The organism is Paenibacillus jamilae (assembly GCF_050482105.1).
GTDB classification, from domain to species: domain Bacteria; phylum Bacillota; class Bacilli; order Paenibacillales; family Paenibacillaceae; genus Paenibacillus; species Paenibacillus jamilae_B.
This window is the reverse complement of the sequence record NZ_JBCNHI010000016.1, coordinates 219646-245810: the sequence shown is the minus strand read 5'-3', so window position 1 is coordinate 245810 and position 26165 is coordinate 219646. Positions and strand designations below refer to the sequence as shown.

General features: G+C 47.6%; 25 protein-coding genes and 8 tRNA genes. All 33 read left to right on the top strand.

Going from position 1 to position 26165, the window contains the following annotated elements:
- Positions 1-100: 100 nt before the first annotated feature.
- The 33 genes from ABEW32_RS14875 (at position 101) to ABEW32_RS14715 (ending at position 26055) form a co-directional block, all read left to right on the top strand.
- Positions 101-192 (top strand) — tRNA-Ser (locus ABEW32_RS14875).
- Between the two features lie 28 nt (positions 193-220).
- Positions 221-297: transfer RNA gene (locus tag ABEW32_RS14870), tRNA-Met, on the top strand.
- Between the two features lie 10 nt (positions 298-307).
- Positions 308-383: transfer RNA gene (locus ABEW32_RS14865), tRNA-Val, on the top strand.
- Between the two features lie 4 nt (positions 384-387).
- Positions 388-463 (top strand) — tRNA-Thr (locus ABEW32_RS14860).
- 18 nt (positions 464-481) lie between these two features.
- A tRNA-Asp gene (locus tag ABEW32_RS14855) sits at positions 482-558 on the top strand.
- Positions 559-636: 78 nt separating this feature from the next.
- A tRNA-Phe gene (locus tag ABEW32_RS14850) sits at positions 637-709 on the top strand.
- 9 nt (positions 710-718) lie between these two features.
- Positions 719-804: transfer RNA gene (locus tag ABEW32_RS14845), tRNA-Tyr, on the top strand.
- A gap of 7 nt (positions 805-811) precedes the next feature.
- Positions 812-884: transfer RNA gene (locus tag ABEW32_RS14840), tRNA-Lys, on the top strand.
- A 157-nt stretch (positions 885-1041) separates the two neighbouring features.
- Positions 1042-2184 carry a PucR family transcriptional regulator gene (locus tag ABEW32_RS14835; RefSeq protein ID WP_430188781.1) on the top strand — a complete coding sequence of 381 codons (1143 nt, stop codon included), beginning with the start codon at positions 1042-1044 and terminating at the stop codon, positions 2182-2184.
- Positions 2185-2287: 103 nt separating this feature from the next.
- Entirely contained in the window at positions 2288-3412 is a 1125-nt protein-coding gene (locus ABEW32_RS14830) for an ABC transporter ATP-binding protein (protein WP_430188779.1), read from the top strand.
- Between the two features lie 341 nt (positions 3413-3753).
- Positions 3754-4692: an HPr(Ser) kinase/phosphatase gene (gene hprK, locus ABEW32_RS14825; RefSeq protein ID WP_430188778.1), complete on the top strand. Its 939-nt coding sequence runs from the start codon at positions 3754-3756 to the stop codon at positions 4690-4692.
- A 43-nt stretch (positions 4693-4735) separates the two neighbouring features.
- A complete protein-coding gene (gene lgt / locus ABEW32_RS14820; RefSeq protein WP_430188775.1) occupies positions 4736-5791 on the top strand; it encodes a prolipoprotein diacylglyceryl transferase in 1056 nt (351 codons plus the stop codon).
- Complete coding sequence (ppaX, locus tag ABEW32_RS14815) at positions 5788-6441, top strand: pyrophosphatase PpaX (protein WP_430188772.1); 654 nt, start codon at positions 5788-5790, stop codon at positions 6439-6441. The genes lgt and ppaX overlap by 4 nt, the downstream gene beginning before the upstream one ends.
- Complete coding sequence (locus ABEW32_RS14810) at positions 6438-6932, top strand: acyltransferase (protein WP_430188769.1); 495 nt, start codon at positions 6438-6440, stop codon at positions 6930-6932. Before ppaX ends, ABEW32_RS14810 begins: the two co-directional genes overlap by 4 nt.
- A 146-nt stretch (positions 6933-7078) precedes the next feature.
- Positions 7079-8230: an acyltransferase gene (locus ABEW32_RS14805; protein WP_430188767.1), complete on the top strand. Its 1152-nt coding sequence runs from the start codon at positions 7079-7081 to the stop codon at positions 8228-8230.
- Between the two features lie 227 nt (positions 8231-8457).
- The gene (locus ABEW32_RS14800; protein WP_430188765.1) at positions 8458-9663 is read left to right on the top strand and encodes an ATP phosphoribosyltransferase regulatory subunit; all 1206 of its coding nucleotides are present in this window, start codon (positions 8458-8460) and stop codon (positions 9661-9663) included.
- On the top strand, positions 9660-10304 hold the full coding sequence (gene hisG / locus ABEW32_RS14795) for an ATP phosphoribosyltransferase (protein WP_430188762.1): 645 nt from the start codon (positions 9660-9662) through the stop codon (positions 10302-10304). Before ABEW32_RS14800 ends, hisG begins: the two co-directional genes overlap by 4 nt.
- A gap of 90 nt (positions 10305-10394) precedes the next feature.
- The gene (gene hisD, locus ABEW32_RS14790; protein ID WP_430188795.1) at positions 10395-11708 is read left to right on the top strand and encodes a histidinol dehydrogenase; all 1314 of its coding nucleotides are present in this window, start codon (positions 10395-10397) and stop codon (positions 11706-11708) included.
- Positions 11692-12300 (top strand): imidazoleglycerol-phosphate dehydratase HisB, encoded by a 609-nt coding sequence (hisB, locus tag ABEW32_RS14785; RefSeq protein WP_430188793.1) that lies wholly within the window; start codon positions 11692-11694, stop codon positions 12298-12300. The genes hisD and hisB overlap by 17 nt, the downstream gene beginning before the upstream one ends.
- 3 nt (positions 12301-12303) lie before the next feature.
- Positions 12304-12933 carry an imidazole glycerol phosphate synthase subunit HisH gene (gene hisH / locus ABEW32_RS14780; protein ID WP_430188760.1) on the top strand — a complete coding sequence of 210 codons (630 nt, stop codon included), beginning with the start codon at positions 12304-12306 and terminating at the stop codon, positions 12931-12933.
- Positions 12934-13026: 93 nt separating this feature from the next.
- Entirely contained in the window at positions 13027-13758 is a 732-nt protein-coding gene (gene hisA, locus ABEW32_RS14775) for a 1-(5-phosphoribosyl)-5-[(5-phosphoribosylamino)methylideneamino]imidazole-4-carboxamide isomerase (RefSeq protein WP_430188759.1), read from the top strand.
- 11 nt (positions 13759-13769) lie between these two features.
- Complete coding sequence (gene hisF / locus ABEW32_RS14770; protein WP_430188758.1) at positions 13770-14528, top strand: imidazole glycerol phosphate synthase subunit HisF; 759 nt, start codon at positions 13770-13772, stop codon at positions 14526-14528.
- The gene (gene hisIE / locus ABEW32_RS14765) at positions 14525-15265 is read left to right on the top strand and encodes a bifunctional phosphoribosyl-AMP cyclohydrolase/phosphoribosyl-ATP diphosphatase HisIE (protein WP_430188756.1); all 741 of its coding nucleotides are present in this window, start codon (positions 14525-14527) and stop codon (positions 15263-15265) included. Before hisF ends, hisIE begins: the two co-directional genes overlap by 4 nt.
- Positions 15266-15300: 35 nt before the next feature.
- Positions 15301-16125: a histidinol-phosphatase HisJ gene (gene hisJ / locus ABEW32_RS14760; protein ID WP_430188754.1), complete on the top strand. Its 825-nt coding sequence runs from the start codon at positions 15301-15303 to the stop codon at positions 16123-16125.
- Positions 16126-16359: 234 nt separating this feature from the next.
- A complete protein-coding gene (locus tag ABEW32_RS14755) occupies positions 16360-18129 on the top strand; it encodes a tetratricopeptide repeat protein (protein ID WP_430188753.1) in 1770 nt (589 codons plus the stop codon).
- 39 nt (positions 18130-18168) lie between these two features.
- Positions 18169-19122, top strand: coding sequence for a thioredoxin-disulfide reductase (gene trxB / locus ABEW32_RS14750; RefSeq protein WP_430188751.1), 954 nt, complete (start codon positions 18169-18171; stop codon positions 19120-19122).
- Positions 19123-19415: 293 nt separating this feature from the next.
- Positions 19416-20366: an ROK family glucokinase gene (locus ABEW32_RS14745; RefSeq protein WP_430188749.1), complete on the top strand. Its 951-nt coding sequence runs from the start codon at positions 19416-19418 to the stop codon at positions 20364-20366.
- Between the two features lie 62 nt (positions 20367-20428).
- Positions 20429-21328 (top strand): RNase adapter RapZ, encoded by a 900-nt coding sequence (gene rapZ / locus ABEW32_RS14740; RefSeq protein WP_013368808.1) that lies wholly within the window; start codon positions 20429-20431, stop codon positions 21326-21328.
- Between the two features lie 12 nt (positions 21329-21340).
- Positions 21341-22327, top strand: coding sequence for a gluconeogenesis factor YvcK family protein (locus ABEW32_RS14735; protein ID WP_013368809.1), 987 nt, complete (start codon positions 21341-21343; stop codon positions 22325-22327).
- Positions 22328-22332: 5 nt separating this feature from the next.
- Positions 22333-23277 carry a DNA-binding protein WhiA gene (whiA, locus tag ABEW32_RS14730; RefSeq protein ID WP_013368810.1) on the top strand — a complete coding sequence of 315 codons (945 nt, stop codon included), beginning with the start codon at positions 22333-22335 and terminating at the stop codon, positions 23275-23277.
- A gap of 135 nt (positions 23278-23412) precedes the next feature.
- Entirely contained in the window at positions 23413-23682 is a 270-nt protein-coding gene (locus ABEW32_RS14725; protein ID WP_013368811.1) for an HPr family phosphocarrier protein, read from the top strand.
- Between the two features lie 270 nt (positions 23683-23952).
- A complete protein-coding gene (locus ABEW32_RS14720; protein WP_430188748.1) occupies positions 23953-24708 on the top strand; it encodes an SIMPL domain-containing protein in 756 nt (251 codons plus the stop codon).
- Between the two features lie 237 nt (positions 24709-24945).
- Entirely contained in the window at positions 24946-26055 is a 1110-nt protein-coding gene (locus tag ABEW32_RS14715; protein WP_430188746.1) for a PdaC/SigV domain-containing protein, read from the top strand.
- Positions 26056-26165 lie beyond the last annotated feature (110 nt).

The following is a 26165-nucleotide window of genomic DNA, read 5'->3' as shown; positions in this document are numbered from 1 at the left end:
TTTCAGGGTGTAACACCTTGGAATTACGCTTGATATTCAAATCATTTAAGTTGATAATCTGAATATCTTGTACAATTTCACTAAGCGAGTTCGTTCATATGGAGAGATACCCAAGTGGCTATAAGGGGACCCTCTGCTAAGGGGTTAGACTGCGAAAGTGGTGCGAGGGTTCGAATCCCTCTCTCTCCGCCATTTAGGACAAGCTAGTGAATTATGTTATGGCGGTGTAGCTCAGCTGGCTAGAGCGTACGGTTCATACCCGTGAGGTCGGGGGTTCGATCCCCTCCGCCGCTACCATACATACCCAGGAGGCTTAGCTCAGCTGGGAGAGCATCTGCCTTACAAGCAGAGGGTCGGGGGTTCGATCCCCTCAGCCTCCACCATTATGCCGGTGTAGCTCAACTGGTAGAGCAACTGACTTGTAATCAGTAGGTTGGGGGTTCAAGTCCTCTCGCCGGCACCATTTTTTTGAAAAATATAGGGAACTGTGGTGTAGAGGCCTAACATGCCTGCCTGTCACGCAGGAGATCGCGGGTTCGAATCCCGTCAGTTCCGCCATTTTTCATTTTAATATTTTGGTCGTACTAAAGTGGGAAGGGGTATCCCTCCGCACTTTATTTTTTTGTAAATGGATATGGCTCGGTAGCTCAGTCGGTAGAGCAGAGGACTGAAAATCCTCGTGTCGGCGGTTCGATTCCGTCCCGAGCCACCTTTATATGGAGGATTAGCGAAGTGGCCAAACGCATCAGACTGTAAATCTGCTCCCTTACGGGTTCGGTGGTTCGAATCCATCATCCTCCACCAGTTTTACGAGCCATTAGCTCAGTTGGTAGAGCACCTGACTTTTAATCAGGGTGTCGAAGGTTCGAGTCCTTCATGGCTCATCAGAAGTCATCAACTATAAGTTGATGACTTTTTTTGTATTGTTTTAAGTTATGTTTTTATATAGCTTTTTATTTTAAGGTATCGACAGGTTATAATGGGTTCATTATGTTCGCTTAATGTTTATCTATATTCTAAAAAAAGTGAAGTGGTGATCGCGTGACTCTGGATACAGAATGGATTCAGCAACAGCTTCAGAATATAATTCAAGCGCCTTTTACCATAGTGCCTTGGTGCCCAGAAATGATGGCAGAAGGAGAAACAGCCGATTCAGTTATACCTGATAGATCGTTTGTCCGTGACAGTAAATTATATTTTCCGTTTCGTGCATCGGCAGGTGAACTGGCTGCTTTTGCGGTAGAGGACAGATATTTGACGGATCGAGAACGGAAGCTAATAGAAGCACTGTTGGGGAACATGGAACAAGTATGGATAAACGGTCCACAATTGTTGATTAATCCGGCTTATAGCGAGGAAGAGCGGATGCAACGTTTTGGACATTGGCTCATACAGCAGGCTGCCGGCCTAAACGGTGAAGAAGAAGTTCCTGCTGAATTGGAGCTTCGTGATTCGCTATCAGCGTGTATGGTGCCTTTTTTACTGAATGGCGAGGGAACACAGGATGGAGCTATTACGTATGCGCAGCTTCATCGATTGTTAGCGAGCTATTTTGGAGGGGATGTGCTGCTTACTCCGTTAGACGAACAGTCCTGGCTGATTCTGGCTAAAAAGGAGCTTTTATTAGGAGCCGACGATGAATGGGACAAAGATCCTGAGATCAGAGAGGCAGATTTTGCGGAACCTTTAGAGGAGGTTCTTACGGCTTTTAGCCTGGGGTTATATGAGCTTATTGCGAATGAATGGGTCGGTGTATTCCATTTGGCGATTTCCAAGCCTTCGATTCCTTTGCAAAGGCTCCCCCACGAGCTGAACTTATTATGGGAGACAATCCATCTTGGCAAAATTTTTCATGTAACAGAGCACATTCACCTTTCATGGGAGCTTCATTTGGAGAGATTGTTAAATCGCATTCCCAAGGAACAACGTGAGCTATTTTTGGAGCAGGTAATGAGGTCATCTGTCATACTGGAAGATTCAGAAACGATGGCTACTTTAGATATCTTTTTTCAACTCGATTGTAATGTGAGTGAGACAGCTAAGCGTCTATATGTTCACCGAAATACGTTGATTTACCGTTTGGACAAGATTAAACAGGAGACCGGATTGGATGTGCGAACGTTTAATGATGCAGTTTTGGTCAAACTATATCTGCTATTGTACAAAGTGACAAAAAGGAAATAGCATTTTTGTGCAGTTTGCGAATAGCCATGCTTTGGGTACTAGGGTAAGATACAAGTAGAAAATGTATTCGATTTCAAAACTTGATCCTGGGGAGGCAAAAGCTATGGCTGGCGTACGTTTAGAGCATATTTTCAAGAAATATCCGGGTGCAGAAAAAGCTACGGTTGTTGATGTCAATTTGGACATTCGAGATAAAGAATTCCTCGTATTGGTTGGTCCGTCCGGTTGTGGGAAGTCTACTACACTTCGTATGATTGCTGGTCTGGAGGAAATTTCAGATGGTAAATTGTACATTGGGGATCGCGTTGTAAATGATGTGGCTCCAAAAGATCGCGATATTGCGATGGTATTCCAATCCTACGCCCTGTATCCGCACATGAGTGTGTACCAGAACATGGCGTTCGGTCTGAAACTGCGCAAAGTGAAGAAAGAAGAAATCGACAAGAAAGTACGCGAAGCTGCCAAAATCCTCGATATCGAGCACTTGCTTGAACGTAAACCTAAGGCGCTGTCCGGTGGTCAACGCCAACGTGTCGCTCTGGGTCGTGCGATCGTCCGTGATCCTCAAGTCTTCCTGATGGATGAGCCGCTCTCCAACTTGGATGCTAAACTTCGTGGTCAAATGCGTGCTGAAATCACTAAACTGGTTAAACGCCTTGAAACCACTTGTATCTATGTAACACATGACCAGATTGAAGCTATGACGATGGGTGATCGGATTGTAGTTATGAAGGATGGTATCATTCAACAAGCTGCATCCCCGGATGAACTGTACAACCGTCCAGTGAATCTGTTCGTAGCTGGGTTTATCGGCTCTCCTACGATGAACTTTATCTCAGGTAAGCTGGTTGAAAAAGAAGGTGCATTGCATTTTGCAGCACCAGGTCTGGATCTGTTTATACCTGAAGGTAAGGGACAGATTTTGAAAGCGAAAGGCTACATTGGCAAAGAAGTGATCTTGGGCATTCGTCCTGAAGATATTCATGAAGAGCCTGTATTCTTGGAGGCTTCTCCGAACACGATCTTTACATCCACTGTGGATGTAACAGAAAATCTCGGTCATGAAATGCTGTTGTACCTGAGCGGTGCTGGAAACGATACGATTATTGCCCGTGTAGACGGACGTTCCAATACTCGTGATGGTGTTAAGGCGAAGTTGGCAGTTGATATGAACAAAGTTCATATTTTTGATAAGGAATCGGAATTGAGCATTCTGGTTGGCGAATAAGATCAGCCTCTGGAAGAGAGTCGCAGTTTTCCCAAGCGGAGAACTGCGACTCTTTTGTATATCGTATACAGCACTAGCTTCGGCATTGCATTCAATGGGAAATTCCGATACGATGAGTGTACAATGGTGCAGGTCTAGGTTCAGACAAGGTTCGTTGGCAGAAGTGCCAGATTGAGGCCTCCAACTGTCGGGATAGGGATAGCCTAGAATCCTATTGTTAAATCAAGTAAAGTGTGGACTCATTCAGGATAGACTGCGTGGGGTTGTATGGTTAATCGAATAATGTTACATAAATCAAATGGCGTATAGAATCCGGTTTTTGCAGATGAGGAGAGAATACAATGGCTAAACAGGTAAAGGTATCCGAGCTTGTACAGCAGTTCCAAATGGAGGTTATTTCCGGTGAAAAGGGTCTGCGCAGACTGATCACCGTGGACGATTTGAATCGCCCAGGTCTGGAGATGGCCGGGTATTTTGAATATCATACACAGGAGCGGGTACAGCTTTTGGGAAGATCTGAGTTGGCTTTTCTGGGAATGCTGCCTCCTGAGGAGCGATGCGATCGGATGGAGCGTCTGTGCACAGAGCTGACTCCCTGTATTATCGTCACACGTGGCCTGGAGGTACCGGCCGAGTTAGTGGAGGCAAGCACAGAACGAGATATTCCTGTACTGCGAACCAATATGGCGACGACGATTTTATCGAGCCGCATCACAGGTTTCCTGGAAAGAAAGCTGGCACCTACGGCAACTATTCATGGCGTGTTGTGTGACGTGTACGGCGTGGGAATGCTTATTACAGGCAGTAGTGGGATTGGTAAGAGTGAAACAGCACTGGAACTGGTCAAACGTGGGCATCGCTTGGTAGCAGATGACGCGGTAGAAATCCGGCAGACGTCCGACTTTCAGTTGCATGGAACAGCACCTGAGCTCATTCGTCACCTGCTAGAGATTCGTGGTGTAGGCATTATTAATGTGATGACACTGTTTGGTGCGGGTGCAGTTCGTAACAATAAGCGGATTACATTAGTTGTTCGTCTGGAGGCATGGCAACAGGACAAGCAGTATGACCGTCTTGGTCTCGATGAAGAAACCACACGCATTATTGATACAGATGTTCCACTCGTTACGATTCCAGTTCGTCCAGGCCGAAATCTGGCTGTTATTATCGAGGTAGCGGCTATGAATTATCGCTTGAAACAAATGGGTGTTAATGCAGCCCTGCAATTTACAAACAAGCTGACTGCTACGATATCCGAAGATATGGAAGAGATGGATTAAGCTTCGTTTGGTTGTAAGGAAGAACAAGGAGTGAGAGAAACATATGTCAACAGCAACATTACTGCTGAATCCGATCGCTTTTTCAATCGGGGCAATTAAGGTCCATTGGTATGGGCTTATTTTGGGGCTGGCGGCGCTTGTGGGTTTATATCTCGCCATCCGTGAGGGAAAAAGATTCGGTATCCCGCAGGAATTCTTTATGGATATGCTGCTTCTGGGTGTTCCATCGGCCATTATTGGAGCGCGTATTTATTATGTTGCCTTCAAATGGGAAGACTACCGAGATCATCTATGGGATGTCTTTAAAATTTGGAATGGCGGTATCGCGATCTATGGTGCCTTGATCGGTGCTATTATATGTGCGGTTATTTATTTCCGTTATAAAGGGTACAACTTCTGGCGTATCGCTGATATTTGTGCGCCAGGCCTATTGATCGGTCAAGCGATTGGACGCTGGGGTAATTTTGTCAATCAAGAGGCATACGGTGGACCGACGGAAGAAACCTTTTTGCGAAACCAGCTGCATTTGCCGGATTTCATTGTGAATCAGATGAATGTTAACGGAGTATTCCACCATCCTACGTTTCTGTACGAGTCGCTGTGGAGTATCGTGGGTGTGATTTTGCTGCTTGTGATTCGCCGGATGAAATTTGTACGTGCGGGCGAATTGTTTGCATTCTACTTTATCTGGTACTCTATCGGTCGTTTTTTTATCGAACGGGTGCGGACAGACAGCTTGGCTTTTCAGGGACCGGATTGGTTGGCTTCCTTCTTGGATGCTCTGTGGTCCCCTATGGTGTGGCTAGGGTTTGAACCAGGGTACTTGGATCCGAATTACGGCAATGTACGGATTTCACAGTTGCTTGCTATTTTCATCATTGTAGCTGCGGTGATATTCATTTTGGTTCGTCGTCGGAAGGGCTCAGCGGTTGCGAGATATAGCGACCCGATTGTCTCCAGCAAGACAGGGATTGATCAGGTACCTGATGTGACGCCAGAACAGGTATCCCGTCCTGGACAGGATACCGTTTCCCCAACAGCCACGGCAGATAAGCTATCTAAGGAAGACACGGATGAGGATAAAAAGGAGCATCTATGATAAATACGATTTTGTTTGATTTAGACGGTACCATTATGGATACGAATGAGTTGATTATCAGCACATTTTTACACATTCTGAACCATCCGGATGCTGATCCGCTGACGCGGGAGCATATTATTCCTCATATGGGGGGAACGCTAGACGATCAACTCCGTACTTTTACAGGATTAACGGATGTATCTGGGTTAATTAAGGACTACCGTGCTTATAATCAAATTCATCATGATCAAATGGTGAAGCCATTTCCATATGTTATTGAGGTTATTCAGGAGCTACGTGCACGAGGAATAAAAATAGGGGTTGTGACAACTAAAATACGACCGTCCACGATACGTGTACTTAACCTGTTTAATCTGACTTCCTCTATGGATTACATTGTGACGGTAGACGATGTGGAACATCCGAAACCTCACGCGGAGCCAGTGCTTAAGGCGTTGGCAGGACTGAACGCTAAGGCGGAGCATACGTTGATGGTTGGGGACAGTTCCTTTGATATTTTGTCAGCTCAGGCGGCAGGTGTGAAATCTGCGGGGGTGGCTTGGTCGCTTAAAGGTGAGGAAGCTCTGCGCGGATATGGACCAGACTACATGCTATATGATATGAGGGATTTGCTGAAGTTGGAGCTTCAAGGTGTCAATGTATCGTGAGAAAGGTGAACCGCTATCCTGTAGAAGGTCCCAATGCGTTGTGGCAAATTTATCGGACGGTGAGCCCTTGGAAAGGCGTTAAGAATTTCATTTTCATACAGATTGCCCGTTATTGTCCTGTGCTTTCTCTGAAAAATGTTATCTACCGCAGAATGCTGGGGATGAAGGTGGGGGAACATGCGGCCTTTGGTCTGATGGTGATGGTGGATGTTTTTTTTCCAGAGCATATTACGATCGGGAACAATTCGGTCATTGGATATAACACAACCATACTGGCTCATGAATACCTTATACAGGAGTATCGCATCGGTAAAGTGGTGGTCGGAGATCGTGTGCTGATCGGCGCAAACACAACTATTTTGCCGGGGGTTACCATCGGTGACGGAGCTGTGGTAGCGGCCGGAGCGGTTGTGCATAAAGATGTACCGGCAGGTGCATTTGTAGGCGGTAACCCGTTGCGTGATTTAAGACCCTCTGGTGTGGATGAGTAGTCAATAGTACATTAAGAAAGGCCCCTTGTATATTAAGGGGTCTTTCTTGTGCTGTTTTTCTGTATAATAAGTGGGGTAATGCATGTTGGTTATGTCTAAAAATTGATAATAGATATATTTGCAAAGCGATATGGGAGCGTGTTGATTTGGTCAAAAAAGAACGTATACCAGAGCTTGATATTTACCGGGGAATATTAATTGCAGCCGTCATTACCATTCATTCAACTTCAATGGCTTTGATTGATGCGCGTCATTCTCTATTGTTTTATCCTTTTTTATTTTTAAATGTATTTAGCAGCTTTGCGGTGCCAGTATTTATTTTTGTGAGCGGTTTTGTTCTTTTTTACAATTATGTCGATCGGCCGCTTCGTGGGAAGAGTATGCTTTTGTTTTTTCGAAAAAGACTGATGTTTATTGTGCTACCCTACGTTTTGTTTTCTCTTATGTACTATTTGACCTTGGTGACACGTGGATTGATGCCGCTTAGTGATCTTCCGCTCGTGCTGCTAACCGGAAAGGCGTATACGCATTTGTATTATGTTATTATCATCATCCAATTTTATTTGGTCTTTCCACTGTTGTTGTGGGGAGTGCAGCGTTTACGTCATTGGATATCGAGTCCACGGAGAACAGCCGTTGTCATTTTGGCAGTAGGGTTAGTCATTCAATGGGGGTTTGTACTGCTAAATAAATATGTCTGGCAAGAGGAAAGAGGAAGCCTTGCGATTACGTACATCAGTTACTTTGCCTTAGGTGCCGCTGTAGCGATTGGGTATGAAGGATTTAAAAAGTGGCTTTTTCCAGTCCCAGGCACGATAATTGGTCACGGCCAGTTGACTAGTTGGTGGGTCTTGTGGGCGGCTTGGTTATTACTGGGTGTTGTCTATGTACAAATATGGTTTGTAGCCTACCGCCAAGCCATTTATGCAGACTCGCTGGTCTATGAACTGCTACGTAATGCGTATGCTCTCGTATCTGCTTTGGCGCTGTTCCAGTTATCGGCTTTATTATATCGTCATACTCGTGATAGGTTGCGAATGTTAATCAGTTGGCTGGGAGCATGTTCTTTCGGTATCTATTTGCTTCATCCTGCGTTATTACGAGTGTATCGCAAACTGGATTTGCATGGTACACCGATAGAATATGTCTTCTCTGTTGCTGGTGGATGGTTGGTGGCGCTGTTTGGATCATGGCTGATTGTGACCTTATTTTTTCGATATGTACCATTTTCATGGATCGGTTTGGGCACCGTTCCGAAGTTTCCGTCTCAGAGTAAAGATAGACAGGTAAATTGCTAAATGTTTTGATTTGGACTGTTGGCTTAAGGCTGACAGTCTTTTTTTGGGATTCATGCATTTTGCATTGGATAAAATATAGAGAGGGGCAGCGACTTGTCTGGGCTGTAAAAATGGGTTGCTTGGTTTGGTTGACGTTCATAAGTAGGGCATGATAATATATCGAATATACTTTAGTTTGTTAGCACTTTACCATGATAAAGATATTGTGAAATCATGAGGTGATAGAGATGTCTAAGCCAAAAGGATTTGAGATTCCTATAGGGGTTCGAGATTATCTTCCACGTGCAGTGTCGAAGCTGCGGGCCATTGAATTGAATGTACTCGCATGTATGGAGCGTTGGGGTTACCGTCAGATTATGACGCCTACGATGGAATACTACGATACGGTGGGAGTGGCTAGTTCTACTTCTGATCGGAAGCTGTTTAAATTGCTGAACAACCGTGGGACTACGTTGGTACTTCGTTCTGACATGACTGCTCCGATTGCACGGGTCGTGTCTTCGTTGCTCAAGGAGGAAGAAGTACCGCTTCGCCTTTCCTATCACGCCAATGTATTTCGAGCGATTGAGGAAGAGGCGGGAAGAGAGGCAGAGTTTTTTCAAACAGGCGTGGAACTGGTAGGGGATGACTCACCTGAGGCTGATGCAGAGGTTGTAGCGTTGGCCATTGCATCATTGCAGGCAGCGGGTGTTGCTTCTTTTAAAATTGCCATGGGACATGTGGGATTCTTGAACGGCTTGTTTGAAGAGATTATTCCAGGTCGCCAGGCTGAACAGCAAGCGCTAAAGGAACTGTTGCTCAGTCGTGATGTAGTGGGCTACCGAACGGCGATTGAAGCTTTAGGTTTGGCCCCTGAGCATCGGGATAAGCTGGAAGCCATTCTTCGACTGCGTGGCGGGAAGGAAATTTGCGATCAGGCTACCCGCCTTAGTGTGGAGCAGCAGACGATTCAATCCATTGCACATTTGTGCGAGGTGTGGGAAGTGCTGGAGGCATATGGCGTATCTGAACATGTGTTAATTGACCTTACCATGATCGGGGATTTTTCATATTATACAGGAATGACTTTTGAGGGCTACGCGGCAGAAATCGGGTTCCCGGTATGCAACGGAGGTCGTTATGACAATCTGCTTCAGCAGTTTGGGCGATCGGTACCAGCAACGGGATTTGCATTAAAGACAAACCGAATCGTCGATGGTGTAGATGGTATTGCAATAGAAATGAAGCGCCCTGTACTTATTCGTTATGACGAGCAGGAACGGAAAGAGGCGTTATCTGCCGCAGCACAGCTGCGTGCAGAGGGTTTTACTGTGGTGACAGGACTTACGGGAGGGCCAGAGGATCGACGTCGTGAGCAGCAGGATCTGTACGCAGAGGTATACAGCTATACAGCCGAAGGAAGACAGCCAGTACAAAGGAGGGAATTGCCATGACGGAAACATTGAAGGTAGCCATGCCGAAGGGACGGATTTACAAGCAGGCTTCCAAGTTGTTTCGCCAGGCAGGGGTTCCAATTCCACTGGATGTGGACGAAACGCGCAAGCTGGTTATTCCACTGCCTGAGCTGGGGATGGAATTCATTATGGCGAAGCCCGTAGATGTTCCTACGTATGTAGAGTACGGTGCAGCTGACATCGGCATTGTGGGCAAGGATGTTCTACTGGAAGAAAACAAGGATGTATATGAACTGCTGGATCTAGGGATTGCCCGCTGCCGGATGTCGGTAATTGCTTTACCGGATTGGCAACCAGGTATTCGTCAGCGGGTCGCTACCAAATATCCGAATGTAGCTTGCCAGTATTTTAGAGAGCAAGGTCAGCAGGTGGAGGTCATTAAGCTGAATGGCTCCATCGAGCTGGCGCCGTTAATTGGTCTGGCAGATCGCATTGTAGATATGGTGGAGACGGGGCAGACCTTGCGGGAGAACGGATTGGTTGAGCAGATCAGCATACTGGATATTACTAGCCGTCTGATTGCCAATCGGGTCAGTTACCGGATGAAAAATGGCCCCATCCAGGCATTGTGTGATCGATTGCATCAGGTGATCCCAACTGAAGTTGTACCGAAGGATTAAAGGCATTGAAGGGATTAAGGGGATTAAAGGAACGTGGCAACGGTTAAGCATCAATCTGCAAGCAAGCAGCAGGTAAGGGGGAATAGACAAATGAAGATCGTAGCGGCCCGTGATTTCAGCCTCCAACGAGAGGTAGATTATGGCACACCTGAGCAAAATGAGGCTGTGCGTACTATTATCCGATCGGTACGTCAAGAGGGGGATGGGGCTGTCCTGCGGTATACGGAAACGTTTGACGGTGTATCGCTGACAGCAGAGCAGCTTCGTGTGACAGATGAAGAATTGAAATCGGCCTATGATAAGGTAGAGCCTTCATTTATACAGGCGATTCGGGAAGCGGCTGATCATATTCGTGCTTTTCATTTTAAGCAAAAGCGCAACTCATGGATGGACTTACAGCCGGACGGTAGCTTGCTTGGTCAAATCATCCGACCATTGAAACGTGTAGGCGTGTATGTACCGGGTGGGAAAGCCGCCTATCCCTCCTCGGTATTGATGAATGTTATTCCAGCCCAGGTGGCTGGAGTACCGGAGATCGTCATGGTGACACCCCCGGCGACAGGCGGCAAGGCAGGGATCGATCCCTACACGCTGGTAGCTGCGGCAGAGGCTGGTGTAACGGAAATATACAGGGTTGGCGGAGCGCAGGCTATTGCCTCTCTTGCATACGGGACACATAGTATTGAACCGGTTGATAAAATTTGCGGTCCTGGCAACATTTACGTAGCGCTGGCGAAGCGAGAGGTATACGGTGCAGTGGATATCGACAGTATTGCGGGACCGAGTGAAATCGTCGTGTTGGCTGACGACACAGCGAATCCCTCTTATGTAGCGGCTGATCTACTTTCACAGGCAGAACATGACGAAATGGCCTCAGCCATTCTGGTTACTACTTCGCAACGTTTGGCCGAAGAAGTATCAACTGAGGTACAGCGCCAACTAGCAGACTTGCCGCGCAGAGATATTGCTGCTGCATCGGTGGAGTCATACGGAGCCATCATTGTCGTTGACAATTTGGAAGAGGGCATCCGTATTGTCAATCAGCTTGCGCCAGAGCATCTGGAGATTATGACAGAGCAGCCAATGGAGCATATGGGGATGATTGAAAATGCAGGAGCCATTTTTATGGGAGCATATAGCTCGGAGCCGGTAGGCGATTACTTTGCCGGACCTAACCATATTATTCCGACGAATGGAACGGCGCGCTTTTCCTCGCCAGTGGATATTGATGATTTTATCAAGAAGTCGAGTATGATCTATTACAGCAAGGAAGCGCTGCTCCGCAATGGTGAGACCATTATGCAGCTTGCCCGGCATGAAGGACTGGAAGGCCACGCACGGGCGATACAAGTTCGATTGGACAATGAGAAGAAGGCGGTGGATGGCGATGGGGAACGAAAATAACAAAGCAGGACGTACAGGCAGTGTCAGCCGGAAAACGAACGAAACGGATATCCAGCTGTCATTTGCGGTAGACGGGACAGGGCAGACCGAAATTGAAACAGATGTTCCTTTTTTGAATCACATGCTGGATTTGTTCACGAAGCACGGACAATTTGACCTGAATGTACAGGCCAGAGGAGATGTGGATATCGACGATCATCATACCGTGGAGGATATCGGGATCTGTCTGGGGCAGACTTTGCTGGAAGCATTGGGTGATAAAAAAGGTATCAAGCGCTATGCCAGTGTCTTTGTACCGATGGATGAGGCGCTCGCGCAGGTTGTTATTGATCTGAGTAATCGACCTCATTTTGAGTATCGTGCAGAGTATCCGTCTCAGCAGGTAGGTAGCTTTTCGACAGAGCTGGTGCATGAATTTCTATGGAAATTTGCGTTGGAGGCTCGCATGACGCTACACGTCATTGTTCACTACGGGCAAAATACCCACCATATGATCGAGGCGGTGTTCAAAGCGCTCGGGCGTGCTCTGGATGAGGCGACCTCCATTGATCCGCGAGTGACAGGAGTGCCTTCAACGAAGGGAGTGCTGTAGTCCATGTCCATTGCTATTGTGGATTACGGCAGAGGGAATCTGCATAGTGTGAGCAGGGCGGTTGAGCGCCTTGGCTATGAGGCTGTAGTGACAGGAGATGCTCAAGTGATTCGTACCTCTAGCGGTGTGATTTTGCCGGGTGTAGGGGCCTTCGGGGATGCGATGGAGCATCTGCGTTCCAGCGGATTGGATCGGGTCATTCATGAGGTTGCAAGTGCTGGACAACCGCTGCTCGGTGTTTGTTTGGGAATGCAGCTGTTGTTCACTCGTGGTGAAGAATACGGCAGTCATGAAGGACTTAATATTTTACCAGGCGAGGTCGTTAGGTTTGCTCCTGATCTGGGCGTTAAAGTGCCGCATATGGGCTGGAATCGTCTGCGTATGACTCAGCCGGAGCACCCGTTGTTGCAGGGCTTGGAGGAAGGGCATGTGTATTTTGTGCATTCCTATCATGCGAAGCCGGAGGTCGAAAGTGACCTGCTGGCAGTAACTGACTATGGTGGGCCTGTAACGGCTATCGTTGGCAGAGGACGTGTATACGGCATGCAGTTCCATCCGGAGAAAAGCGGGGAAATGGGAATGCGTCTGCTTCGTCAGTTTTTAGAATTGGCGGAAGCAGAAAAACGAGCATAACTACTTGAATGTTTGTTGTTGATACGCTCAAGTTTGGGCGCTGATGGGTGTGAAGGTATTTAGCTGTTGATTAGCTTATAAGGGGGTCATACTTTGTTCACGATATACCCGGCGATTGATATTCGCGATGGCAAATGTGTACGACTGGTACAAGGTGATTATAACCAGGAGACGATATACAACGAAAATCCGGTGGAAGTTGCACAAGAATGGGAGCGCTTGGGCGGCTCCTACATTCATTTGGTTGATTTGGACGGTGCCAAAGCAGGTCAACCAGTGAACGATGCGCTCATTGGGCGGATTGCTTCTGCGGTACAAGTACCTGTACAGGTGGGCGGCGGCCTACGTACGCGCGAGCATGTAGAGCGGCTGTTGTCGCTGGGCGTGAGCCGGGTGATTTTGGGCACGGCAGCTATTGAGGACCGTGTTTTTACGGAATCGGTATTGGGTACCTACGGTGATCGGATCGCCATCGGTCTGGATGCGCGGAATGGCTATGTGGCTACACGTGGATGGCTCGAAACCTCGGAGGTCCGAGCAGATGAATTGGCTGCTGAGCTGGCCTCCAAGGGGGCGGAAACATTTATTTTCACAGACATTTCCCGCGACGGCATGATGCAGGGCCCGAATGTGGAGGCGATCGCAGCGCTTGCCAAAAGCAGTGGACGAACCGTAATTGCATCCGGCGGTGTCAGCAAGATGGATGATCTAATCACACTGAGCACGTATGCGAAAGAAGGCGTAGGCGGTGCTATTGTGGGTAAAGCATTGTATACAGGGAGCATTGATTTACAGGTTGCCGTACAAGCTGTAGCAAAGGCATAGGGGGAGTAGGCATGCTGGCTAAACGTATTATTCCCTGCTTGGATGTAAAGGATGGCAGGGTGGTTAAGGGCGTTAATTTTGTGAACTTACGCGATGCAGGTGATCCGGTGGAGCTGGCTGCGCTGTATGACCGTGAAGGGGCGGACGAAATCGTATTTCTGGATATATCCGCTTCGGTTGAAGGGCGCGCCACGATGGAAGAAGTAGTTCGCCAGACAGCCGGGGAAATAGCCATTCCTTTCACCGTAGGTGGCGGGATATCCCATGTCGATGATATGAAACGCATTTTGCGTGCCGGTGCTGATAAAATTGGCGTAAATACGGCGGCTGTCCGCAATCCGCAGCTGATTGCGGAAGGTGCGCGCAGTTTTGGTTCACAATGTATCGTTGTTGCCATCGATGCCAAGTACAATGAGGCGTGGGGCGAATGGGAAGTATTTACGCATGGAGGCCGCACGCCATCGGGTATCCGTGCCTTGGCCTGGGCCAAGGAAGCAGAGCAGCTGGGTGCCGGTGAGATTCTGCTGACCAGCATGAATGCAGACGGAACCAAGGATGGCTTTGACCTGCCGCTGACTTCCGCGGTTTCGGATACCGTAGGGATTCCAGTGATTGCTTCCGGCGGAGCAGGCAAACAGGAGCATTTCTATGACGTGTTTACGTCAGGTAAGGCGGATGCTGGATTAGCAGCAACGATTTTTCACTATAAAGAAATCGGAATCCCTGAGCTAAAACGGGATTTGAAGCGGAGAGGAGTGGAGATACGATGAGCAGCGAATTGAACCAACAGCTATCTCTGGAGCAGATACTGGATAATGTCCGCTGGAATGAGGCGGGGCTTGTCTCGGCAATTGTGCAGGATGATGCTACGCTTCAGGTGTTGACGCTGGCCTATATGAACCGTGAGTCGCTGAAACTGTCTTTGGAGTCAGGAGAGACCTGGTTCTGGTCACGTTCCAGACAGGAGCTGTGGCATAAGGGGGCAACTTCAGGGAATACGCAAAAAATCACTTCCATCCAGCTGGATTGTGATGGCGATGCTCTATTGGTACGTGTCATTCCAAGCGGTCCGGCCTGTCATACAGGCGCAACGAGTTGCTTTTCCCGTGATATTTCCGTGCCAGGAACAGCTGTAGCAGTTGGGGCAGGAAATGCAGGAGCTCAAGTGCAGGTAACTCGTACCAATGCTACTTCCAGTGCTTCAGAGGGCCGCTTTGAGGTACTCGCCCAATTGGAGGCAATTATTAAGGAGCGCGAGGAGACACGTCCTGAAGGAGCCTATACAACCTATCTTTTTGATAAAGGTGTAGACAAAATCCTGAAAAAGGTTGGCGAAGAAGCTTCCGAGACGATCATTGCAGCTAAAAACAAAGATAATGAGGAGTTGCGTCTGGAGGTCAGCGACTTGATTTATCACCTGCTGGTGCTGTTGCAGGAGCGCAAGCTTCCATTCGATGACGTGCTGGCTGAGCTGAATCGCCGGCATGAACGTCCTCGTCGTGATTAGGACGGATGTGCAGGGTTTGAAAGGAGGGAGGCCGTATGAAAATTGACTATCATACGCATCATTCCCGCTGCGGGCATGCGATAGGAAGCCTGGAGGAGTATGTGCAGCAGGGGATTCGGCTGGGACTGGATCAGCTCGGCTTGTCCGACCATATGCCGTTGCTGCATGTAGAACCGGCCAACTATTATCCAGAAATGGCGATGCCTATGGAGGAACTACCCCGATACGTGGAAGAATGCTTGGAGCTGAAGGAGCGCTACAAAGGGCAAATTGATATTCGTATTGGTTTGGAAGGCGACTATATCGAGGGCTGGGAACGCGAAATTGAAAATATCGTCCGTGCATACCCATGGGATTATGTAATTGGCTCCGTCCACTTTCTCGGTGAATGGGATGTCACCGATTTTCGCCAGGTACACCATTGGGAGGGTAAACATGTGCTGGAGGTGTACCGCACGTATTATGATGCGGTTTCCAAGGCGGCCGCAACGGGTTTGTATGACATCATGGGTCATTTGGATGTCATTAAGCGTTTCGGCTATCATCCGAAGTCGGAGGAAGAGGGGGAGCTGCGTGAATTGGAGCGCTCCACACTTTCAGCCGTAGCCCGCAGCGGTCGGGCCATGGAGCTGAATGCATCGGGGCTTTCCAAGCCATGTGCCGAAATGTTTCCGAGCCGACGCATGCTGGAAGAAGCTTTCACGCTAGGTATCCCATTGACCATCGGCTCGGATGCCCATGATCCGGCAAAGCTAGCTGAGCACTTGGAGAAGGCGCGTGCGCTTTTATATGAGGTGGGCTATCGCGAGCTTGCCGTATTTCAGGATCGCGAACGTTCACGGGTTCCGTTGACGCTATAATTCTATATTTGTTGGGTCCAAATGTTATATCCAGTGACTAGCCGAACGCGCCTTTCATACAGGGAAAATGCGCTCGGCTATTTTGCGTATTTTTGCATATGTATCTATCGGGGGACGAGCACGGATCCGTTTTTTGGAATCAGGTAGGATCGACTGTCAAGTCGTTTTGAAGTTGTGGTATACTGAAGGGTATGAACATGTCAGCTACTTTTAAAGGAGGTGCCTTGGTTATTTATGAAAGGGAAACATCTGCGAGTCTCGAAACCTAGCCCTAAGATTATTGCTTTGCGTTTCGACGCATCTTTCTTCTTTGAGAAAGCTGTGCGCTCGCTTGATCGCAATCATTATGACAAGGCATTGAAATATTTTCGCAAAGCCGTTGAATATGAACCGGATAATCCGGTGAATCATTGCAATATGGCGGGTATATTATCAGAGATGGGGGATTATGCAGGTTCAAATGAGATCCTGTCCTCTGTTTTGAGTGACGTAGACTCGTCGATGACAGAATGTTATTTCTATATGGCGAATAATTACGCTAATATGGAGCAGTTTGAAGAAGCGGAGAAAGCATTGGTCACGTACCTGGAGGAGGACGAAGAAGGCCAGTTTCTTGATGAAGCCGAGGAAATGATGGAGCTGCTCTATTATGAGCTGGACCGCCCGACGAAGCTGAGCCGCATTAAGGCCCGGCAGGGAGTGGTTGAGCATGATCAGGCCCGTGTTCTGCTGGAGGAAGGAAAATTTGCTCAGGCCGCCCAACTGCTTAAGCAAATTTCAGAGGAGCAACCAGACATGTTCGCTGCGCGGAATAATCTGGCGCTAGCGTATTACTACATGGGATTGTTCCAAAATGCTAAGGCTACCATTATTCAAGTGTTGGAGGATGAGCCGGGTAATTTACACGCATTGTGCAATTTGGCGATCTTTTACCAGCATGAAGGCGGCGGTCCGGAGTTGGATCGTCTGGTTCAAACCTTGGCGGTTACTATACCGTTTCAGGAGGAGCAGGTATTTAAGCTGGCGACCACTATGGGCATTCTCGGACGCCATGAGGAGGCCTACAGACATTTCCGCAGGTTGCTTCATGGCAATGGAGAGAACAATGCGGACGCATCTTTGTACCATTACACGGCGGTAGCTGCCAGCAATACAGGGAGATATGCGGAAGCTCGGCGGTTATGGAGTCATTTGCAAAAGCAGGATGCTTCCTCGGAGGTTCCAAGATTTTTCCTGTCCAGATTGGAAGAGCTTCAGCAGGAAGGCACACCGCTGCAAGTGCTCAGCTATCACTATCACCTCCCATTTGAGGAGCAATTCCGCATGTGGGAGAAGTTTGGCGCTGAGCAGGTGCCTGACAGTATGAAGAAGGACCCGCTAATCCGATCATCTTTCTTCTGGGCCTTGCGCCACGGAGACCGAGCGACTCAGCTTCAGGTCATTCAGGCGTTAAGCTTGATCGGTGACGATGAGGTGCGCCAGGCGCTGGAGTCCTTCGTAGAAGATCCGAATCAGGAGAGTGAACTCAAACGCCGTGCTTTGCAAGTATTGCAAGAGCTGGCAGAGCGGGATCTACAGAATACACGCGCGGAAACAGAACATCCTGAGCGGTTGGAGGCTGAGCAAGACCCGCATACAACTGAAGGTGATAGCTCTGCTTCGCCAGTTGATCCACAATGGCAGGCCGTGCTAGACAAGGTACTGACTGTTATGAGCAAATCATCCGATCCGGCCATGCAGCATGATTTGAAATCACTTTGGCAGGAGTATTTGGATCGGCTCGCTCCAGAAGTCCCGATGGTTCAGCATACTGAGGGATGGGCAGCTGCGCTGGAGTATTTGACAGCCAAGATGCATCATCACTCGGTCACTTATCAGGAAGTAGCTGACCGCTATGGTATTTCCGTATCGACCGTAAGCCGCTACGCACGTCAAATTGACAGCGTGTGTGGTATCAAACAGAAGCTGAAGCAGCCGCTCTCCACGTTTAAAAAACAGGTCTAAGATCTGCTCCAAACATCACTTAAAGGAGGCAACAAACGTATGTATAAATCCATAATTATTGGTACAGGTCCTGCAGGGTACACAGCCGCTATTTATTTGGCGCGCGCCAACATGAATCCACTGATCATTGAAGGAATGCAGCCCGGTGGGCAGCTGACCACAACGACTGAAATTGAAAATTTCCCGGGTTTTGAGCAAGGTATCCTTGGACCTGAGCTGATGGATAACATGCGCAAGCAGGCCGAACGTTTTGGCGCTGAGTTCACTTCCGGTTGGGTAGAGGAAGTGGATTTGAGCAAGCGCCCTTTTAAAGTGAAGGTAGAGGGTAAAGGCATCATTGAAGCGGAGTCGGTTATTATTGCTACAGGCGCGTCCGCCAAATACCTCGGCATTCCGGGTGAGCAGGACAATGTAGGTCGCGGAGTTAGCACATGCGCAACTTGCGATGGCTTCTTTTTCCGTGGGAAAAAGATTATCGTGGTTGGCGGTGGCGATTCGGCCATGGAGGAAGCGAGCTTCTTGACCCGCTTTGCTTCTAGCGTAACCTTGGTCCATCGTCGTGACGAGTTGCGGGCATCCAAAATCATGCAAGATCGTGCACGCGAGAATGAAAAGGTACATTGGGCATTAAACCGGACTCCTCTCGAAGTTGTGACGGGAGAAACGGGCTTAAAGGGCTTGAAAGTACACAATAATGAGACCAACCAGGATGAGCTGATTGAGGCAGATGGCGTGTTTGTGGCGATTGGTCACACACCAAACACAGGCTTCCTAAATGGACAAATTCATACCGATGAACACGGCTATATTGAAGTGAAGCCAGGTACGACGGAAACAAATATCCCAGGCGTTTTTGCCTGTGGGGACGTGCAGGATAACCGTTATCGGCAAGCCATTACGGCAGCGGGAACAGGTTGTATGGCGGCTATGGATTGCGAGAAGTATCTCGAAGGCAGCGCTGTCCACGACTGGAGCGAAACACTGGATCAATAAAAAGTGTCTATAGCATACACAAAGTGGCTAGTGTGAGGGGGCGCCGCTCCCTTGTTAAGCCCATTGTTAGTTCAGGAAGAGAAAGCCTGGTGCATTTGCACGGGCTTTCTCCTTTTTTCTGGGGGCATGAGATTAAAAGTTCAGCTAATCGTACTTTTTTCAACAAGTAAGTGTCCTTGACCGTAACGGGGGCTTCAATTATAGTTGGAACGTAGGATGACTATGATGAGGCAGCAATTTTAAGCTATATTTCATACCAGATTTTTAAGTAAACATAAAAGGTGGCTTGGAACATGTCTGAAAGTATCTATGTAGGTGTCGATTTGGGCGGTACCGCGATTAAAGTCGGCATTTGTAATGAAAACGGACAGCTTTTGCACACATATGAGGGACCAACCGAAACCGATAAAGGTGTAGACGTTGTCATTGGTAATATCGAAAAATATGTGCGGCACATTGTTGAGGAATCTCCTTATGAGTGGGATCAACTAAAGGGTGTCGGTGCAGGCGTTGCAGGTTTTACGAATGTTCGTGATGGTATTATTGTCCTCGCTCCTAATATTGGCTTTCGTGACGTACCGATTCGTGCGCTCCTAGAGAACCGGATCGGCAAGCCTGTGAAAATAGACAACGATGCGAATGTTGCTGCGCTGGGTGAAGCTTGGGCTGGTGCAGGCAAAGGCATAGAAAACTGTGTATGCTATACCCTGGGAACAGGTGTAGGTGGCGGCATTATTATAAATGGTAGAATATACCAAGGTTCTTCGGGTATGGCTGGGGAAATTGGACATATCAGCGTTGTGCCTGATCTGGAGGCTATTCAGTGTGGATGCGGCAAAATGGGTTGCCTGGAAACCGTATCCTCCGCAACAGGCATCATTCGTATGGCCAAGGACGCTGTGGAACGTGGCGACCGTACTTCTCTGGCACTGGAAGATCACATTGCCGCCAAAGAAGTATTTGATGCTGCCAAGGCTGGAGATGAAGTCGCACTGCGTATCGTGAACCGGGCTGCCTTTTATTTGGGGAAATCGATGGCAGCGGTTGCCGCTGTGCTTAATCCAGAGTTGTTTATTATAGGCGGTGGTGTCTCTAAAGCAGGCGACTTTTTGTTTGAAGAGATGCGTCGCGTATACGCCAAGCTGGCACCTGAGCCGCTTCAAAATGGGGTATATATCGTACCAGCCGTTTTAGGCAATGACGCGGGTATTGTAGGGGCTGCAGGATTGCTGCTGCGCTCTTAATCTGGGGTTGACGATAGGGGTACTGACATAGAGCAAAGAAGCAAAAGGAGAGGGAAGTCCATATGACAGACAATTTAAAAAATGCTGCACCGTGGGCAACGCTCATTATTATTACAGGGATGTCAGGCGCAGGGAAGACCATTGCGGTGCAAAGCCTTGAAGACTTGGGCTTCTTCTGCGTTGATAATCTGCCCCCTGTGTTGATTCCCAAATTTGCCGAGTTGATTGAGCAATCTAACGGTAAAATAGGCAAGGTGGCTCTCGTTATTGATCTACGCGGACGAGAATTTTTCACCGCCTTGTCGGAATCGCTGAATTATATTAAAGATCATTTTACGATTCATTGTGAAATTTTATTCTTGAATGCGAATGACGGTGTCCTCGTACAGCGGTACAAGGAAAGCCGTCGACGGCATCCGCTTGCTCCAGATGGTATGCCTTTGGATGGGATTCGTTTGGAGCGTAAGATGCTGGAGGAACTCAAAAGCTCCGCTACACAGGTTATTGATACAAGTACGATGAAGCCCGCCACCTTAAAGGCGAGGATTATTTCGAGATTTTCCCATCTGGAGAGCAGTATGCTGTCCGTGAACATTACATCTTTTGGCTTCAAATATGGTATTCCCATTGATGCCGATCTTGTATTCGATGTGCGCTTCTTGCCTAACCCCCACTATGTGGATCAGCTACGTCCGCACACGGGACAGGACAGCGATGTATATGATTATGTTATGAAATGGCCTGAGACTCAGGCGTTCCTGACCAAGTTGCTGGATATGTTACACTTTCTAATTCCGCAGTATCGCAAAGAGGGTAAAAGCCAAGTCATTATCGGTATTGGCTGTACTGGGGGTAAGCATCGTTCAGTTGCAATATCGGAGTATTTAGGAAAAATGCTGGGTGCCAGCGAGACAGAATCCGTTTCTGTTTCGCATAGGGATGCTGATCGGGACCGGCATTAATGAGGTGAAATCATGAAAGAGACCGGATCACAACGGGAGCGCCCACGTATTGTTGTTATGGGCGGCGGAACCGGCTTGTCCGTCATGCTGCGGGGCTTGAAGCAAAAGCCGCTGGATATTACGGCTATTGTTACAGTCGCTGACGATGGCGGAAGCTCCGGGATATTGCGCAGTGAGCTGCAGATGCCCCCTCCAGGGGATATCCGTAATGTGCTGACTGCCTTGGCTGACGTGGAACCAGTAATGTCAGATATGCTAAAATATCGTTTCGGTGCCGGATCAGGACTGTCAGGTCATAGTCTGGGAAATTTGATTTTAGCAGCGATGACTGATATATCAGGGGATTTTGTAACGGCGGTGCGTGAGCTTAGCCGTGTATTTGCTGTCCGGGGGCGTGTGCTACCGGCGGCTGAAGAAGGCGTTGTGCTCAGCGCCGAGATGGAGGACGGCACGGTGATCACCGGGGAGTCCAAAATCCCGGAAGCGGGCGGACGAATCAAACGTGTTTTTCTTGAACCGACTCACGTGGAGCCGTTGCCTGAGGCAGTGGAAGCCATTAATGAAGCCGATGCGATTCTGATTGGTCCCGGCAGTCTATATACTAGCATTTTACCGAATCTGCTTGTGCCAAAGCTTGCTGAGGCTGTGGTGAAATCAGATGCGATCAAAATATTTGTCTGCAACGTGATGACCCAGCCAGGGGAAACCGACGGCTATACAGTGGGAGATCACCTGCAAGCGATCTATGAGCATGTTGGGCATCACCTCTTTGACTATGTCATTGTGAATAACGGGGAAATTCCACCCCAAGTACAGGAGATGTATGCCGAGCAGGGAGCTAAGCCTGTTCAGGTAGACATGGGCGAGCTGGCTGATCGAGGATATAAAGTAGTGGCAGATACGTTAGTTCTGTTCCGTACGTATTTACGGCATGATGCCGACAAACTGAGCCAGCATATTTACCAATTGGTACAAAACTGGATGTTAAGAAGGAGGTGAGTCCCTTGTCCTTTGCGGCACAAACGAAAAAAGAGCTTACGATGATTGAAAGCCAGCCCTGCTGTGAGAAAGCGGAGCTGTCTGCGCTCATACGTATGCTCGGATCCGTACAACTGTCGAATAAAAGGGTGATATTGGACGTGTCCACAGAAAATGCCGCGATTGCAAGGCGGATTTACTCCTTGATCAAAAAGCATTTTCAACTTCACATCGAACTGCTTGTACGGAAAAAAATGCGCTTGAAAAAAAATAATGTGTATATTGTCCGTATCCCCAATGGTGTACAAGAGCTGCTAAAGGAGCTTTATATTGTCTCAGAAGGTTTCTTGTTCACTGACGGGATTAATCGTGATATCATTCGGAAAAACTGTTGTAAGCGGGCTTATCTGCGGGGAGCCTTTATGGCAGGTGGATCTGTAAATAATCCAGAGGGATCGTCTTACCACCTTGAAATTTCCTCGATGTATGAGGAACATTGTCAGGCGCTAGTTGATCTTGCTAATGAGTTTCATCTCAATGCCCGCTGTATTGAGCGAAAAAAAGGCTTTATCCTTTACATTAAGGAAGGCGAGAAAATTATTGAGCTGCTCAGTATCATTGGGGCGCACCAAGCCTTGTTCAAATTTGAAGATGTACGCATTATGCGCGATATGCGCAATTCCGTAAATCGGATCGTTAATTGCGAAACAGCTAATTTGAACAAGACGATCGGAGCTGCTGTCCGGCAAATTGAGAATATTAAGCTGCTGGAGAGGGAAGTGGGTTTGGAGACCTTGCCGGATAAACTACGTGAAGTGGCGGAAATTCGGCTCGCTCATCCTGATTTGAATTTGAAAGAAGTCGGGGAAATGCTCAAAGGGGTCGTGAGTAAATCGGGTGTAAATCACCGACTTCGCAAAATTGATGAGATGGCTGACAAAATCAGAGGGGAAAACGGCCTGATTCCGTAAAAAAGGATCTGTGGGGCTATGAGTCCCGGTTTTTTTAGTTTTTTTTCTAGTGTCTGTCCCGGGTTAATGTTATAATGTGATAAATAAAATGGAGTAAATAGCGTCCAGATTTATTTGATGAGGGGGTAAGCTGACATGTCAAAACATCCAGTAGTCGTACGTTTGAAAACAGGACTGCACGCCAGACCTGCTGCATTGTTCGTACAGGAAGCTAATAAATATTCATCTGAAATTTTTGTGGAAAAAGAAGACAAAAAGGTTAATGCCAAGAGCATCATGGGTATTATGAGCCTCGCCATCAGTACAGGTACTGAAATTAATATTAGTGCCGAAGGTGCGGACGCCGAACAGGCTGTAAACGCTTTAGTGAGTTTGGTTAGTAAGGTAGAGCTGGAAAATCAATAAACGAACATCTGCTTTGTGATATGATGTATGCTCTTAGTGAAAAGCCCCCTTTGGGGCTTTTTTTGTCCAGAAAAGCATTCCAGTCCCTCACACTCAAGCCGCTTATGCATATTTGTTTGAATATAGCGATTGCGTTAAGTCCAAGCTACAATTAATTAAAACCATTGAGATATTTGCTCTGGCTCAGAAAATTTGAATGCTCGCTTGCAACCTTTTCCCGTTTTTTCCGTCTGGAGGGTACAAACATTTTCAAGAAAGAGGTTGAATACGATGAGAGTTTGGACAAAAACAGTAAGCACAGCAATTCTTGCAGGAGCATTATTAGCTGGAGGAGTAGCGGGAGGATTGTGGACAGGGGCTGATCGCGCTTATGCTGCAACGGCGACGACGGCGAATGGTGTAATTAACGTGAGTGGAACTGGTGAAATAATGGCTAAGCCAGATATCGCGTATCTCTCGATCGGTGTGCAATCGGAAGGAAACACGGCTGCTGCTGCTCAAAAAGCCAACGCTGCGAAAATAAACAAGGTCACACAACTGTTGAAGGAAAAATGGAGCATTAGTGCAGATGATATTCAGACAAGCCAGTTCTCTGTACAACCTAACTATACCTATAACGAAAAAGAAGGACAGAAACTTAAAGGCTACATGGCCAACCATACACTTTCAGTGAAATACCGCAATTTAGATAAAATTGGTCAATTACTGGATGAGGCTACAAACTCCGGAGCAAACAACGTAGATAATATACAGTTTTCCGTAGAGAATCCTTCCACCTATGAGGAAGCAGCCATTGCGAAGGCATTAGATAACGCTCAATCCAAAGCCAGTGCCGTAGCAAAATCAGCTAAACGCGGCTTAGGAGCTCTGGTGAATGTGACAGTGGATGGCGGGGAAGCTCAGGTTTATACCCAACGTGAGAATGCTATGTCCAAAGCGCTTATGGATGCGAGTGGTGGAACAGAGATACAGTCGGGGCAGGTAACGGTGAAAGTCCAAGTGTCGGCCCAATATGAGATGAACTAGATAGATCGTTAGACGGAGCCGCGAGCGACTGCAAACATTGCAGGATGACTTGTTGGCTTCTTTTGTCTATTGAAACCGTTTTGTAATGAGTCTGTCATAGCTAATGGCTGTTAGGTGTACAGATTGATATCAGTGAGTGTACAGATTGTAAACTACATATCATAGGGTATAGATATAATAAGAAAAGTGATCAACACACATAGATAATACAGATTTACAATAGGAGGAATACTTACGATGAACAAGCATACGAAAAAATGGGGCTCAGCACTGCTGGTAGCGGGAATTTTAGCAGGGGTTGCGGTCGTTCCCGTTTCCTATATTGAGGCAGCATCGACCAAACAGCAGCAAGCGACAACACAGCAACCAGGGGTCACCATCCAATGGAATGGTAAAACGTTGGCCACTAAAGGTGTTCAAGTGAACGGAAACACGCTCATTCCAGTGGCAGCCCTGCGTGACAGCTTGGGAATTCCAGTGAGCTATGATACCAAAGAAACGACATATACAGTGGGGAGTGGGTACAACAAGCTCTATATCGTAGTTTCCTCTTCGGATGCCTATGTCAATGTGAACGGAATCAGCACGCGCAGCATGGACGCCAAACTGATTGCTGGGAAGCTATATATTCCTATGAGTCTGCTGAAAGACTATCTGGGTATCGATGCTCAATGGAATGCAGCTCAGAAAACAGTAACATTGAATAAAAGCCAGCTAAATCCGATCACAATTGCATCTCAGACGCTTCCAGCTTCGAGTAATGCAAAGGTATCTTATAAGATTAAGTATCCGCAAATCAGTGGCAGCCAGCTGAATCCAGAGGCTCAACAGGCCATTAATAATGTGCTTAAAAAGCATGCAGAGACAGTATTGGTAGCAGGCAAAAAGATGGTGGCAGAGGGAGAGGTTACAGCAGAAAGACCATATGATTTCGAAAATGATTTTGCAATTGCCTATAACAAGGACGGTATTCTAAGTGTGATTATGCAGGACTACTCGTATACAGGTGGCGCACATGGCATGACGGCACGTAAAGGATACACATTCTCGCTTGCTGATGGCAAACTGCTGCAATTATCTGATGTATTGAAGGCGAATCCGAACTACAAAAAGTTCCTTAATGCTGATTTGAAGAAAAAAGTTGATGCGCTCCAAGGTGGCGATGGTTTTGAAAAATTTAAAGAGCTGGCCGCCGATCAGAATTTTTATGTGACCAACAGTGGCGTAACCATCGTGTTTGATTTGTACGAGTATGCACCATACGCGTATGGAATTCCGGAGTTTACCTACTCGTTTGCTCAACTGCTGCCTCAGGGCGGTAAACCTTTTGCAGGACAAAATCAATAATTAGGATTAGCTATACATCGAAAAATATAGTATATAAAAAAGGCTACCTACTGGATACAAAAATCCAAGGCAGCCTTTTTCATATTACCCGCTAATCAGAGATATAGCTT